At 63.4% G+C, this 14,197-nt stretch carries 10 protein-coding genes; 8 read left to right on the top strand and 2 right to left on the bottom strand.

Features of this window, described 5'->3' with window-relative positions; all coding sequences use genetic code 11:
• Positions 1 to 68: 68 nt before the first annotated feature.
• Positions 69 to 1,244 carry an MFS transporter gene (locus tag I6F37_RS04570; protein WP_225150437.1) on the bottom strand — a complete coding sequence of 392 codons (1,176 nt, stop codon included), beginning with the start codon at positions 1,242 to 1,244 and terminating at the stop codon, positions 69 to 71.
• A gap of 187 nt (positions 1,245 to 1,431) precedes the next feature.
• Here I6F37_RS04570 and thrS point away from each other — a divergent pair, with 187 nt between their 5' ends.
• The 3 genes from thrS (at position 1,432) to I6F37_RS04585 (ending at position 5,463) form a co-directional block, all read left to right on the top strand.
• Positions 1,432 to 3,474: a threonine--tRNA ligase gene (thrS, locus tag I6F37_RS04575; protein WP_225142712.1), complete on the top strand. Its 2,043-nt coding sequence runs from the start codon at positions 1,432 to 1,434 to the stop codon at positions 3,472 to 3,474.
• Between the two features lie 93 nt (positions 3,475 to 3,567).
• On the top strand, positions 3,568 to 4,131 hold the full coding sequence (locus I6F37_RS04580) for a nitroreductase (RefSeq protein ID WP_036010490.1): 564 nt from the start codon (positions 3,568 to 3,570) through the stop codon (positions 4,129 to 4,131).
• A gap of 63 nt (positions 4,132 to 4,194) precedes the next feature.
• Positions 4,195 to 5,463: a serine hydrolase gene (locus tag I6F37_RS04585; RefSeq protein WP_036010489.1), complete on the top strand. Its 1,269-nt coding sequence runs from the start codon at positions 4,195 to 4,197 to the stop codon at positions 5,461 to 5,463.
• Here I6F37_RS04585 and I6F37_RS04590 read toward each other — a convergent pair.
• Positions 5,449 to 7,911 carry a bifunctional diguanylate cyclase/phosphodiesterase gene (locus tag I6F37_RS04590; RefSeq protein WP_225150439.1) on the bottom strand — a complete coding sequence of 821 codons (2,463 nt, stop codon included), beginning with the start codon at positions 7,909 to 7,911 and terminating at the stop codon, positions 5,449 to 5,451. The two genes, I6F37_RS04585 and I6F37_RS04590, sit on opposite strands and share 15 nt — an antisense overlap.
• A 706-nt stretch (positions 7,912 to 8,617) precedes the next feature.
• Between I6F37_RS04590 and I6F37_RS04595 the strand changes: the two genes are divergently transcribed.
• The 5 genes from I6F37_RS04595 to I6F37_RS04615 all read left to right on the top strand — a co-directional run bounded on the left by I6F37_RS04595 (position 8,618) and on the right by I6F37_RS04615 (position 13,525).
• Positions 8,618 to 9,865: a site-specific integrase gene (locus I6F37_RS04595; RefSeq protein ID WP_225150441.1), complete on the top strand. Its 1,248-nt coding sequence runs from the start codon at positions 8,618 to 8,620 to the stop codon at positions 9,863 to 9,865.
• Between the two features lie 253 nt (positions 9,866 to 10,118).
• Positions 10,119 to 10,361 (top strand): hypothetical protein, encoded by a 243-nt coding sequence (locus I6F37_RS04600; protein WP_225140524.1) that lies wholly within the window; start codon positions 10,119 to 10,121, stop codon positions 10,359 to 10,361.
• Between the two features lie 113 nt (positions 10,362 to 10,474).
• Positions 10,475 to 10,756, top strand: a complete 282-nt coding sequence (locus tag I6F37_RS04605; protein WP_225150443.1) for a hypothetical protein — start codon at positions 10,475 to 10,477, stop codon at positions 10,754 to 10,756.
• Positions 10,756 to 12,873 carry an AAA family ATPase gene (locus I6F37_RS04610; RefSeq protein WP_225150444.1) on the top strand — a complete coding sequence of 706 codons (2,118 nt, stop codon included), beginning with the start codon at positions 10,756 to 10,758 and terminating at the stop codon, positions 12,871 to 12,873. Before I6F37_RS04605 ends, I6F37_RS04610 begins: the two co-directional genes overlap by 1 nt.
• Before the next feature lie 259 nt (positions 12,874 to 13,132).
• Entirely contained in the window at positions 13,133 to 13,525 is a 393-nt protein-coding gene (locus I6F37_RS04615; RefSeq protein WP_225150445.1) for a hypothetical protein, read from the top strand.
• Positions 13,526 to 14,197 lie beyond the last annotated feature (672 nt).

Raw genomic sequence — 14,197 nt, forward strand, 5'->3', positions numbered from 1 at the left:
CCCACGCCGGCCTTCTACCGCTCCCGCGCGAGGTTTGCCAAGCGCCTTGCGCGCACGACCTGCTGCGTTCAGGCGGTGGCGGCAGCCGCCCGCCTGGGCCGGGTCACGACCACCAGGATCAGTGCCAGCACGACGAAACCGACCGCGACGAAGCCGAGCGTGTGCAGGAGCTCGCGGGCGAACAGCAAGCCGCCGAGCGCGGAGCCGACCGCCTGGCCGATATAGAGGACGGATGTGTTGAGCGCGACGGTGGCCGATGCCAGCGGCGGCGCAGCCGCGACCAGCCGCACCTGCTGCATCGAGTTGGTCGAGGCGAAGCCAAGGCCCCAGATCGTCACCGCGCCCGCCATCATGACGAGCGAGCCGGCGCCGAGGGCCCACCCGCTCATCCCGGCAAGCAGCAGGCAGGTGAACAGCAACGAGGTGCGATAGGGCCCTGCAGTGTCGACGATGCGGGTGGCGACGACGACGCCGAGGAAGCCGCAGATCCCGTACAGCGCGAAGACCGAGCCGATCGCATCGGGACCGGCGCCGGTGAGCTTGTTGAGCAGCGGGCCCATATAGGTGAACACGACGAACTGCCCCGACATTTGCAGCATCGTGATCGCGAGCAGCAGCAGGATCGTCCTGCTTCGGCCGACGGCGGCCCATGTCTTCAGATCGACCGGTGCGCCCTGCAGGCCCGCCGGCAGGCGCAGCAGCAACAGCAGCAAGCTGACGCAGCCGAGCGCGCCGACCCCGCCATAAGCCGCGCGCCAGCCGTAACGGCTGGCGATAAAGGTGATCAGCGGCAGGCCGACGGCGGCTGCGAGCGACCAGCCGAGGAAGAGGTACGCAATGGTGCTGCCGCGCCGTTCCGCCGGCACGATCAGCGCAGCCGTGCCGGCGGCCTGCGGCGTATAGAGCGAGCCGACTGCGAGCATCGCGAGCCGAATGATCAGCAGGCTGGTGTAATCGGGCGCAAGCGCGGAGGCGAGATTGCCGAGTGCGAGCACCGCCAGCGTCGTGGCGAGCAGGGTCCGCCGTTCGATGCGGCTGGTCAGCCACGCCGTGAGCGGCGAGCCGATGCACAGCGTCACCGCGCCGAAGGTGATCAGGAGCCCGGCCGCATGGATGCTGACCCCGAGCCCCGCCGACAATTCCGGCAGCATGCCCGCCGGCGCCAAGACCGAGCAGCCGGTCACGAGATTGCCGAGCATCAGGGCGGTTGGCGCGAAACGGCCGGCGGCTGGGGCGCTTTTCATGCAAACGCATGTAGCGGCGGCCTGCGACCGGTTAAAGGGTACAACGTCAAATAGTTGCGGGCTCCGCCCCGGGTTTTGCGCGCCACTTTCTTGGAAATGCCGGATTGCGCAGGCCGAATCGCCTGATATATCGCTCGTTCCCGCTTACCTGCGCTCGTTCGCAGGAGTGAGCCCCAGGAGAAAAGCAATGTCCGACCAGCCCAAATCCGAGTCCGGCTTCCAGTACAGCCTCTCCAATTTGAAGCCCGTGACCCCCGCCGCCAAAGTCACCCTCACCTTCCCCGACGGCGCCAAGCGCCAGTTCGACAAGGGCATCACCGGCCTCGATATCGCCAAGGGCATCTCGCCGTCGCTGGCCAAGCGCACGGTCGCCATGGCGCTCGACGGCACGCTTGCCGATCTCAACGATCCGATCGAGGCCGACGCTGGAATCGAGCTCGTCAATCGCGATGACCCGCGCGCGCTCGAATTGATCCGGCACGACTGCGCACACGTGCTGGCGGAAGCGGTGCAGACGCTGTGGCCGGGAACCCAGGTCACGATCGGCCCCGTGATCGAGAACGGCTTCTATTACGACTTCTTCCGCAACGAGCCGTTCACGCCGGAAGACTTTGCCGCGATCGAGAAGAAGATGCGCGAGATCATCGCGCGCGACAAGCCTTTCACCAAGGAAGTCTGGGACCGCGAAAAGACCAAGCAGGTGTTCCGCGACAAGGGCGAGGCCTTCAAGGTCGAGCTGGTCGACGCCATTCCCGGCACCGAGCCGATCAAGATCTACTACCAGGGCGACTGGTTCGACCTCTGCCGCGGTCCGCACATGACCTCGACCGGCAAGGTCGGAGGCGCCTTCAAGCTGATGAAGGTGGCCGGCGCTTATTGGCGCGGCGATTCCAACAACCCGATGCTGACGCGCATTTACGGCACAGCCTTCGCCAAGCAGGAGGACCTCGACGCTTACCTGAAGCAGATCGAGGAAGCCGAGAAGCGCGACCATCGCAAGCTCGGGCGCGAGCTCGACCTCTTCCACTTCCAGGAGGAAGGTCCGGGCGTCGTGTTCTGGCATCCGAAAGGCTGGACCATCTTCCAGCAGCTGATCGCCTATATGCGCCGGCGCCTCTCCGGCGACTACAACGAGGTCAACGCGCCGCAGATCCTCGACAAGGTGCTGTGGGAGACCTCGGGCCATTGGGGCTGGTATCGCGAGAACATGTTCGCGGCGCAATCGGCCGGCGACGAGGCCGAGGACAAGCGCTGGTTTGCGCTCAAGCCGATGAACTGCCCCGGTCACGTCCAGATCTTCAAGCACGGCCTGAAGAGCTATCGGGACCTGCCCTTGCGCCTCGCCGAGTTCGGCGTGGTGCACCGCTACGAGCCCTCCGGCGCCATGCACGGCCTGATGCGCGTGCGCGGCTTCACCCAGGACGACGCGCACATCTTCTGCACCGAGGATCAGCTCGCCGAGGAGTGCCTGAAGATCAACGATTTGATCCTGTCGACCTATGCCGATTTCGGCTTCACCGGCGACCTCACGGTGAAGCTCTCGACCCGGCCGGAGAAACGCGTCGGCACCGATGCGATGTGGGATCACGCCGAGCGCGTAATGGCGACGGTGCTGCGCGAGATCCAGTCGCAGAACAATCACATCAAGACCGAGATCAATCCGGGCGAAGGCGCGTTCTATGGGCCGAAGTTCGAATACGTTCTGCGCGATGCCATCGGTCGCGACTGGCAGTGCGGCACCACGCAGGTCGACTTCAACCTGCCGGAGCGGTTCGGCGCCTTCTACATCGACCATGACGGCGGCAAGAAACCGCCGGTGATGGTGCACCGCGCGATCTGCGGCTCGATGGAGCGCTATATCGGCATCCTGATCGAGCACTATGCCGGCAACTTCCCGCTCTGGCTCTCGCCGGTGCAGGCGGTTGTCACCACCATCACCTCGGAAGGCGACGAATACGCCAAGGTGGTGCTGGAGCAGGCGCGGCGCGCCGGGCTTCGGGTCGAGATCGACCTGCGCAACGAAAAGATCAACTACAAGGTCCGTGAGCACTCGCTGGCCAAGATCCCGGCCCTGCTCGTGGTCGGCAAGAAAGAGGCCGAGACGCACTCCGTCTCGGTCCGCCGGCTCGGCAGCGACGGCCAGAAAGTGATGACCACGGCCGAGGCGATCGCCGCCCTGGTCGACGAGGCGACGCCGCCGGACGTGAAGCGGGCGCGCGGCGCCGTCTGAGCCCTGAAATCGATCTAAATTCGCTTCCGGTTGCGGGCGTGCATGCTTATCTCGGCATGGCACGCCCGCCGACCATTTGAAGAGGATATCGCAGTGCCCGATGCCATCGAACTCCTGAAGACCCGCCGCTCGGTCAAGCCGCGCGAGATGACGGGGCCCGGCCCGTCGGCGGCCGAGCTCGAGACCATCCTCACCATCGGGGCGCGCGTGCCCGATCACGGCAAGCTCGCGCCCTGGCGCTTCATCATCTTCGAGGGCGAGGCCCGGCTACGTGCCGGCGAGGTGATCGCGCGGGTCTTCGCCAGGAAGAATCCGGGGGCGCCGGCGGCCGACGTCGAGACCGAACGCAAGCGCCTAATGGACGCACCCCTGGTGATCGGCATCGTCAGCTTCACCAAGCCGCATCCGAAGGTGCCGGCGTTCGAGCAGGAATTGTCGGCGGGCGCCAGCGCCATGAACATCGTCACCGCCGCCACCGCACTCGGCTACGGCGCCTGCTGGCTGACCGGCTGGTTCTCTTTCGACCGCGACGTGCTCGACGGCCTCGGCCTCAAGCCGGATGAGAAGCTCGCCGGCTTCATTCATATCGGCACGCCGACCAAGCCGAACGAAGACCGTCCGCGCCCGTCACTTTCGGACATCGTGACGCGATTTTAATCGATGTTGTGTTGACGCATCGAGCCTCTTGCGGCTTTGATCCCGCCGGGGAGGAAGGTGCGGATGAGACGCCGTGAATTTCTGGTCGGGGCCGCGATGCTCGCCGGCACGATGGCGCGAAGCCGGGCCGCGGACATCCCCGCCCCCTCGCCCGACGGGCTCGACCGCATCACGGCGTTCTTCGACAACGAGGTGGCAAGCGGCCGCCTGCCGGGCGCGGTGATCCTCGTTCAGCAACACGGCAAGCCGGTCTATCTGAAGTGCTTCGGCGTGCGCGACACCAGGAGCGGCGTCGCGATGACGCCGGACACGATCTTTGCCATCCACTCCATGACCAAGCCGATCACGTGCCTCGCCGCGATGATGCTGATCGACGAGGGCAAGCTCGCGCTGACCGACCCCGTGTCGAAATACGTCCCGCTGTTCGCCGAGACCAAGGTGGGCCGCGAGGTGACCCTACCAGGCGGCACGGTCGAGCTGGACCTCGACCCACCGGACCGCCCCGTCAACATCGAGGATCTGCTGCGGCATACTTCGGGCATCAGCTACGATTACATCGGCAGCGAATGGGTCGAGCACGCCTACAAGATGGCCAACATTTTCGCGGGCCATTTCGACAACAGGGAATTCGCCGATCGCATCGCCAAGCTGCCGCTGGCGCGGCAGCCCGGAACGCTGTGGCGCTACGGCCATTCCACCGACGTGCTCGGCAGCGTCATCGAGATCATCTCGGGCCAGACGCTGTACGACTTCCTGAAGGCCCGCATCTTCGATCCACTCGGCATGAACAGCACCAAATTTACGCTCGCGACCGAGGACGAGCTGGCGCGGATGGCGCGGCCGCTGCCGAGCGACTCAATCCTGCTCGCCGGCGAGCGCGACCGCCTGGACCATCCAGAATGGCAGTCGGGCGGCGGCGGCCTGCTCTCGACCATCACCGACTATCAGCGCTTCTCGCAGATGCTGCTCAACGGCGGCGAGCTCGAGGGCAGGCGCTATCTCAGCCCCGCCGCGTTCAAGGCCATGACGACCGATCAGATCGGGCCGGGCTCCGGCGTCGGACGCGACTATTTCTATTTTCCAGGCGACGGCTTCGGCTACGGCTACGGCCTTGCGGTGCGCACCGATCCCGGCAATGCAAAACCGCCGCCGCCGGGCTCGCTCGGCGAATTGAAATGGGACTCGGGGAGCGGCACCTATTTCGGCGTCGATCCCAAGCTCGACATGGTCTACGTCATGATGCAGCAGACCCAGAACGAGCGCGGGCGCATCACCCCCGCGTTCAAGGCGCTGGTCTACGATTGCTATCCGCCCGCATTACGCCGCCCGTGAGGTGCGCTGGCCGAAATCGGCGAGAAGCTTTCCGATCTCGGCCGCCGGCCGCGCGGCGCTGAACAGAAATCCCTGCACCTCGTTGCAGCCTTCCGCGCGCAGCCAGTCGAGCTGATCCTCAGTCTCGACGCCTTCCGCGGTCGTGGTGATGTTGAGGCTGCGCCCCAAACCCGAGATCGCGCGCACGATCGCACCGCAGTCGGGCCGCTCAGCCAGATCCTTGACGAAGGAGCGGTCGATCTTGATCTTGTCGAACGGAAAGCTGCGGAGATAGCTCAGGCTGGAATAGCCGGTGCCGAAATCGTCCATGGAAATGCCGACGCCGAGCTCGCGCAACTGGTGCAAGGTGGCGACATTGGCGTCGGTCTCGGCCAGGAAAATCGACTCGGTAATCTCGAGCTCGAGCCGCTTCGGCGACAGGCCGGACTGCGCCAGGGCCGAGATCACGACCTGGACCAGGTTGCGGCTGCGGAATTGTGCCGGCGACAGGTTGACGGCGACCTTGACGTCGACGGGCCATTTCACCGCCTCGGTGCAGGCTTCGCGCAGCACCCATTCGCCGAGCTGGGTGATCAGGCCGATGTCTTCGGCGACGGGTATGAACTCCGCGGGCGAGATCATGCCCTTATCCGGATGACGCCAGCGCAGCAGCGACTCGAAGCCGGAGATGCGGTCGGAGGCGATCGACACCAGCGGTTGATAGTGCAGCTCGAACTCGCCGTTGGCGAATGCCCGGCGCAGATCCAGCTCCATGTCGCGGCGCCTCTGCGCCTGGAGGTCCATCTCACGCTCGAAGAAGTGGTGCACGCCGCCGCCGTCGGCCTTGGCCCGGTACAGCGCCATGTCGGCATTGCGCATCAACTCTTCCGGCGTGGTGCCATCGCCCGGCGACAGCGCGATGCCGACGCTGGCGCCGATCACCATCTCTTGTCCGTCGACGTCGTAAGGCGCCTTGAGCATGTCGATCAGCAGGGAGGCACAGGCGCTGGCCTCGTTCGGCGAGACGTCGGCAGCCAAGATGACGGCGAACTCATCGCCGCCGAGCCGCGCGGCGAGATTGGTGCCGCGGACCGCTATGGTCAGGCGCTCGGCGACCTGCTTCAACAGGCGATCGCCCACCGGATGACCGAAGGAATCGTTGATGTTCTTGAACAGGTCGAGGTCGATGTAGAGCACGCCGACCCGTTTTCCCGCGGCCTGGTCCAGCGCCTGCTTCAGGCGCTCCTGGAAGTGCTCGCGGTTCGGCAGGTCGGTGAGCCCGTCATGATGCGCCATATAGGCGATGCGCGCTTCGGCCTTGCGCCGTTCGGTGATGTCGACCACCGCCACCAGATAGCCGTCGCGCTCGTCGAAGGCGACGCGACGGCCGAAGGTGAGCACCTCGATCTCGCTGCCGTCGGCGCGCAAGTGTCGCCAATTGCGCGAGGAGTGGTAGGCGTCGCCGAGGCGCTCCAGCGCCGCGGCGTGGCTGTCCCACTCGTCCTCCGGCCATATCTCGTGCAGCTTCATGCGCAGGAAGGCCGCGCGGCTGTAGCCGTAATGCTGGACCGCGGCGTCGTTGACGCTGAGGAACTCCTTGGTCTCTGCGTCGAACACCCACATCGGCATTGGATTGTTGTCGAACAGGAGGCGGAACGAGGCATCGCGCCGCTTCAGGACGGTGACATCGGAGATGGTCAGCGAGACCACGTCGGCAAAGGCCGTGGCGCTGAGCCTGAGGTAGCGTCCCTCGCTCTCCAGCTCGAGCTGCTCGCAGCGGCTGCCCGAAACGGCCTTGAGCAGGAATTCCATCACCTCGGGGAAAGCCAGCAGCGTGCCGCCTTCGCCGATCCGCCGCCACAACAGGCTTGCGCCTGCAACCTTCAGCAGCTCACCCGCGCTCTTGTTGTGGTGCACGACCTGAAGGTCGAACGGCTTGCCGGCGGCATCGCGCAGCGTCGCCAGCGAGACCACGGCGTCGTCGGTCGCGGAAAAGATGGCGTCGAGGAGATTGTATTGCGCGCCGCGCTCGTTGACATAGGCGCCGATCAGCGTCGCGCCCCAGCGCGAGGACGTCGGCAGCGCCAGCACGTCGTAGGTCCTGACCATGCCGTCGCGCACGCAATGCGCGCTCGCCCGGTGCGGCCGTCCGGCCGCCAGCGCGCTCGCCGCCGCTTCCGACAGCGCCGTGGCGCAATCGGGCGACAGCTCGGCTAGGGGAATGTCCCAGCGCTCCTCGCCGAGCCATTTCTGCACGTAGCGTCCGCTGCGCGACAGTTCGAGCACGCCATCGTTCTTCAAGAGCGCGATGTGGTCGGCGAGCCGTCCGAGACTGCCGAGCATGACGTCCTCGTAACGCGGCAACCGCTCGCCCGGCTTCAACGCCGCACGCCATTTGCGCTGAAGCACCGGGATGTCGTCGAACATTTCGGCGGCCGGTTTTCCCGGCATCTTCTTCGCGGCAGTCATTGCAGTCCCCAACGCACTTTCCCGCCGCATCCAATGCAGGCGCGCTTAACGACGTGTAAAAAGCGCGCAGGCGCGGGTTCCATTCAGTGATTATGACAGTTTTAAGTCAGGTGTTGGTTAGTGGGCGTTAGAGACTGTGACGGTTGCGCGAAGCTGCTCTCGTGTCCCGGACACAGCGCGGCGCGCAAGCGATGCGGCGCAGAGCCGGGCCGGAGAGCGGAGCTTTGGCGCGCACCTGCCTCAACACCGTGAGCGCAGCGAAGCAATCCAGAATCTTCCGCGGATGCATTCCTGGATTGCTTCGCTGCGCTCGCAATGACGGAGTGTGTGGTGGGCAGCGCCGTTCTTCAATTCGCATTTCGCTCGCGGACACGCTTCCGCATCCTCGCGGCTCATTTCGCCCGAGCTTTGCCTGTCGTCCGACCCTCAATTGAAAGAGGGCGCAGGGAAGACCGGGTGCCGGCCGGGCACCCACGGTCCACTGTGCGAAAGGTGGCAACGAAGAATTTGCACAGCGGCATACAGGTGAAGCCAAACATCCGGCCTTCCCTGCGCAGGGGAAAATAAATAGCCGCATGAAGTACAGTGAAGCTACGTGGAGTCCTCAACCTATTGATCAAGCGCGCAATATACCCATAACGTCTCAAGTGTCTTCACGACGCTTCACAGACACGATCGCGACACTTCGCGAGAACGGGGACGCATCATGGCACGCAAGGTCAGCTTCAGCGCGCTGGAAAGTCGCAGCGCGCGTCTGCGACTGAAAGTTCGCCGCAGACCGTACAGCGGCCCTTCGCTCGCGCGTGGCATTTCACTCATGTACCGGCGCAACAAGACCAACGGCACATGGGTGTTGAAAGCGTCCGACGGGAGCGGAGCATATTGGACAAAGGGCTTCGCGCTTGCTGACGATTTTGAGGATAGTGACAGCAAGGGTGTGTTGACGTTCTTCGAGGCGCAGGATGCAGCGAAGAAGCTGGCACGCGGCGACGACGGCAACGCCGCCTCCGCACCGCTCACCGTGGATATCGCGCTGACGGCCTACAAAGCAGACCTGATCGCGCGCAACGCTAACCCCTACAATGCCGATCACCCGCGCCTGCACCTCACCAGCTTTCTGCTAACGAAGCCTGTGGTCCTACTGACGTCGAAAGAGTTGAAGGCTTGGCGAGACAGCCTGCTCGGCACGATGAAGCCGTCGACAATCAACCGGCTTTGCCGTTGTGTATCCGCTGCGCTTGCACTGGCCGCGCAGCATGACGACCGCATCAAGAACGGTGACGCTTGGGAAATCGGACTCGCCGGCCTGCCGGACGCGACTGAAGCGCGCAACGTCATCCTATCGGACGACAAGGTACGCGAGTTCGTGAGCACTGCATACGGACTCGATCCTCATTTTGGCCTGCTGATGGATACGCTGGCGGTGACGGGCGCGCGTCCATCCCAGCCGGTACGGCTGCGCGTCGAGGATTTTCACGACCATCCCGTTCGGCCCAAGCTCATGATGCCAAAATCGGCAAAGGGCGGCGGACGCAACCGCGCACAGAAGAGAGTCGAACGTTATTCAGTGCCGATCACCGTGCAGCTTGCGGCGAGACTGAGGGCCGCGGCAAACGGCCGTGCTGACGACGCGCCGCTGCTACTGCAAGCTGATGGGACTGCTTGGAACAAAAATCCGGGGCAAAATTATCATCGTCAAGTCGACAGGGTGGTCACCTCCATCGGCTGCGATCCCGCTGAGGTGACGGCATATTCCCTGAGACACAGCAGCATCGTCAGAATGCTCCTGGCAAATGTTCCGATCCGTCTGGTCGCGGGCCTACACAACACGTCGGTGGCGATGATTGAAAAGCATTACAGCCGGTACATCACTGAGTTTGCCGACGAGCACGCCCGCGCGGCCCTGCTCCAACCCGAGACCCCGTCGTTCGACAACGTCGTCGCCCTGAAGTGAGTCGCGAAAAACAGCTTTTCTCTGTCAATCCCAGGTCGCGCCGCCACTAAATCTCGCGCAGATCGAGTGCGGCGGGAATGTGTCGCTGGCGGTTGGCCATTCCGAAATCCCTAGATGGGCGAAGCATTTAGCCAGCGCCATAGGGTGCGGTACTTTCAAAATTATTTTGAAAAATCAAATACTTGACGTCCCAACGGTCGCCTCCCACCCTTCGTGAGGTCCTATGTAGATCTATGAAGGAAGGGTTCCACCAATGCCTCGTGAAGAAGCGACAGAGAAAAACGAGAACTTCCTAATCCCGACGCTGGCGATGTCGATTCCTCAGTTCTGCATCGCACATAACATCAGCCAAGGGTTCTACTATAAGCTGAAGAGAAACCGTCTTGCTCCTCATGAGCTTAGGCTCGGCAAACGCACTCTCATTACGTTTGAAGCCGCCGCCGATTGGCGCCGGAAGCGTGAGGCCAAGCCTGCGACAACGTTTGCTCGTGACTAAAACCGAAGACCGCCCGGCAGCACCGAACCGTCAGGGATTGAGCGTCTGAGGAATATAACACGCTTACCCCAAGTTCCCGGTCCCGCCGCGCATCCTAATGAGGGGCTTGCGTGATGTCCGACGATGAGGCGCGTCCGCTCGTGGTTGTAATCCACCAGATTGCCAACGACCGCCGCGGCCGCCGGAAGTTCATGGCAACGATGAGCGGCCGCGTCCTGTGCGACGCCACTCCGAACCCCATCCCCTGCGCAGCGGCCTGCTTGTTGAGGCGTGGTTTTGATCCGACGCAGCTCATCGTTTTCCAGGATGCAATGACCGACTTTGAAGAGAGTTTGTCGATTGCTGAAGCGATTGCGCTCGACCATACCGTGGTTTCGTTGCGTGGGAGGCGGTAATGTTGGATTTCAACAGCGCGCGGCCCCAGGAAGAGCCGCCGCGGCGCGGTGGCGGCAATGGAGTTCGGATCAATGCTGCCGACATCCGCCAGCGGCTTGCAGCCTCCGCTCGGGGATTCGTCCAGTGGCTGTTCGGTGGCCGCGCCTATCTTACGAAACACGAAGCTCGCATCGGCAGCGTGCACGGCGAAGCCGGTGAAAGCCTCAACATCGAGCTGACGGGTTCGAAGGCCGGCGTCTGGTACGACCACGCCACCGACCAGGGTGGCGACCTGATCAAATTGTACCGCCTGTTCATGGGCTATGTCGGCACCCAGGACTTCCAGCAATCGTTGACCGAGATCGCGGCGGACTTCTTCAACGATCCGGTCAAGGTCGAGCGTCGGTCGTGGCGGCCGACACCGTCCGAGAAGATCGCGGAGGCCAAGAAGGACTTCGGCGACAAGCCGCACAAAGACACGCTCGAACTCGGCGCGTCGGTCGCGAGATTCCGCTACCACGATGTCAAGGGTAAAATCATCGCCATTGTTTATCGCTACGAACCCGACGGCACTCGTGCGAGTAAAACCTTCCGCCCGCATTGTTATAAGATCGTCGACGGTGTCGAGACATGGTGCGCCGGCATGCCGGATCCACGACCGTTGTATCGGCTGCACGAGATCGTCAAGGTCGCGGTCGTTGTTCTGACTGAAGGCGAAGCCAAAGCCGACGCCCTGGTCGGGCTCGGGATCGCGGCGACTTCGATCATGGGCGGTGCCAACGCTGTGTCAAAGACCGATTGGGCGCCACTGGCCGGCAAGCTGGTGATAGTTTGGCCGGACAACGATAACCCCGGCCAGGGCTTCGCTTGCGCCGCCACCGCGTTGCTGCTTTCGCTCGGCTGTAAGGTCAAGGTTGTTCAGATCCCGCCCGGCATGATTGAGGGCTGGGACGCGGTCGACTGCATCGCGGACGGAGGTGACGCCGCTGCGCTGATCACCAAAGCGGTGACGGCGGAAGGTTCACCGCCGGACGATGATGGATCACCCGCGGAAGAACCAAAGCCGGAGGGGCCACCACCACCGCCGCCACCACCACCCGGCATCCCGCTCGACTACTACGAAAACTTCGGTAACGCCGTTCCGAAGACCTGGATCTTCAAGGGCGCGCTCGCCATCGGCGAAACATCCAGCTTTGTTGGCCCGCCGGGCAGCGGCAAGTCAGCGCTGCTCGCGAGTGTCGCCTTGCATGCCGCTACCGGCACAGATTGGCGCGGCTACCGCTCGAAGCAGCTCGTCGGCGTGGTCTATTTCGCGCTGGAGCGGGGGCAGCTTGCCAAGCGTCGCATGATGGCGATGGCCGGGCCGCCCAACCTGCCAATCGCGGTTGCCAGCCAGGTGATCGATCTGATGCGCCCCGGCTGCGTGCAGATCGTGGTCGACACCATCCGTTCCGCGGAGGCGCATTTCGGCCACCCAGTCGGCTTGATTATTATCGACACCTTTAACAAGGGCATCGCAGCCGGCGGGGGCGATGAGAACAAGGCGATGGATCAGAACATTGCCGCGGCCAACCTGCGTCGTTTGCATGAACAGGCTGTTATTCACATTGCACTGGTCGGTCACACCGGCAAAAACGAAGAGAAGGGCGCCCGCGGCTCCAACGCTCATTTGGGCGACGTCGACTTGATGGTGCAGATCGCTGTGCAGGGCGAGATCCGCACCGCGACCATCACCAAGAACAATGACGGCCAGCAGGGTGTGCTAACACGATTCACGGTGCAAGCCGTGACGCTCGGGCAAGACGAGGACGGCGACGACATCACCGTTGGAATTGTCGCCGACGACTTACCGCCAGCCGGCAAGGCGAAAATGACTCCGACACAGCAAAAGGCGCTGGAGCTGCTGCGTCGCGCCATTTTGGACGACGGCAAACCCGCACCGGCAACGAGCGATTATCCGAGAGGGGTCACTACGGTGACCTTGAAGCAATGGCGCGAGGCGTGCCGCAGAGGCGGCCTGTCGGCCGCAGGCACAGAGGAAAGCTTCAAGAAGGCGTTCCAGCGCGCGGTTCAGCAGCTAGACGCTACGCACCGGATCGGCATCTGGGATGGGTTGGTCTGGATCGCTTATGAGTAGGGTTCCAGAGGGACATGGGACATTCAGGGGACATGACGGGACATTGTCCCCGGTCAAAAAGGGGACAGACAGGGACACCCCCTTGTAAGGGTGTCCCGTGTCCCTCTGACCCAACTTCGACTGAATGGTGAGATGCGCCACGCGCAGCCGACAACAAGGTTGGGCTGGACCGGAGCTGCGGGGACTATAGTTTAGACGTGTGTTGCATTGGTCGGGAAACCGAGGCCAACACGGTTCTGTCTATTGAAGGCAACATGGCATGCCATCATCGCTCGCCAGCGCCGATCAGCGGCTCAAGAATCTGAGGTCTGGACGCGGTCGACAATGGGGCTCGCGAAACCGCATCACGCGCGACCTTAAACAGGCCGTCATCGACGCTGCGATTGCCCATGGCAGTGATGGTCACGGCCGCGGCGGCCTGACTGGTTACGGTTTCTTTCTCGCATCGCGCCATCCGAAGGCATTCGCCGGCTTGCTCGCCAAGTTGTTGCCGCTCCAAATCGACGGCCACATCGCCAGCAGTCTCACCCAGATCAACATCGTTTCAATTCCGTCCGATCATTATCTTGGCAGCGACGGCGTTGCGAAGGTGTTACAGACCGCTGAGCCCGGTCATTCCCTCAGCAATGAGGTGACTCGGCCGGAAAACTAAACAATATCAATTCCCCCATCGTCCCGTGCTCATCGGAGTGTCGCGAAACGTGTCGCAGCCTGCCTCAACGCTGCATCGATTGCGCAGAGCTGCCGCTGGGGGGGATGGGTTTACCTCCAGCGGCCGAGGGACCTGGGTCGGCTCCCTCCCTACGTTTTTCCCTCAACCCAATTTTCGGATTAACAAAAGTCGCAACCTGCTACCTCCGTTCCGGAACAGTGGCCGCCCGCCGGTCCCTCGCGGTCGCCCGCTGCAACCTCGTGGTCGGACCCATGAGCCTGACCCGCGCCCCGCCGCTTAGCAGCCGCTGCTTTCGGCCACCTCCCGTCCCAGGATCGCGCAAAACCGACGGGCGGCTACTGCCGGCGCGAGGACTCCGTCTTGCTGGTTCCGAGACCGGAAAGCTTCGGCTCGATGGGAGTAGGAGCGCGCGCTCCCAGTCTTTGCAGTCCGTTTTTCAACTGGCAACTTATTGCCAGTTGCCTTGTGCTGGTGCGCTTCGCAACTGGCGAATTTGCGCCAGTTAGACGCCAGGACATCGTGACGGCGTGTTTTTTGACAACTGTCCATCTCTGGACAGTTGCTTGTGCTGGCTGCCGTCCTTGCTGGTGCGCTTGGCAACTGCGACATTATCCGCAGTTGATTTGCGCCCACGTGACGGACGGGTGACGG

Source organism: Bradyrhizobium sp. NBAIM08 (assembly GCF_020193935.1).
GTDB classification, from domain to species: domain Bacteria; phylum Pseudomonadota; class Alphaproteobacteria; order Rhizobiales; family Xanthobacteraceae; genus Bradyrhizobium; species Bradyrhizobium yuanmingense.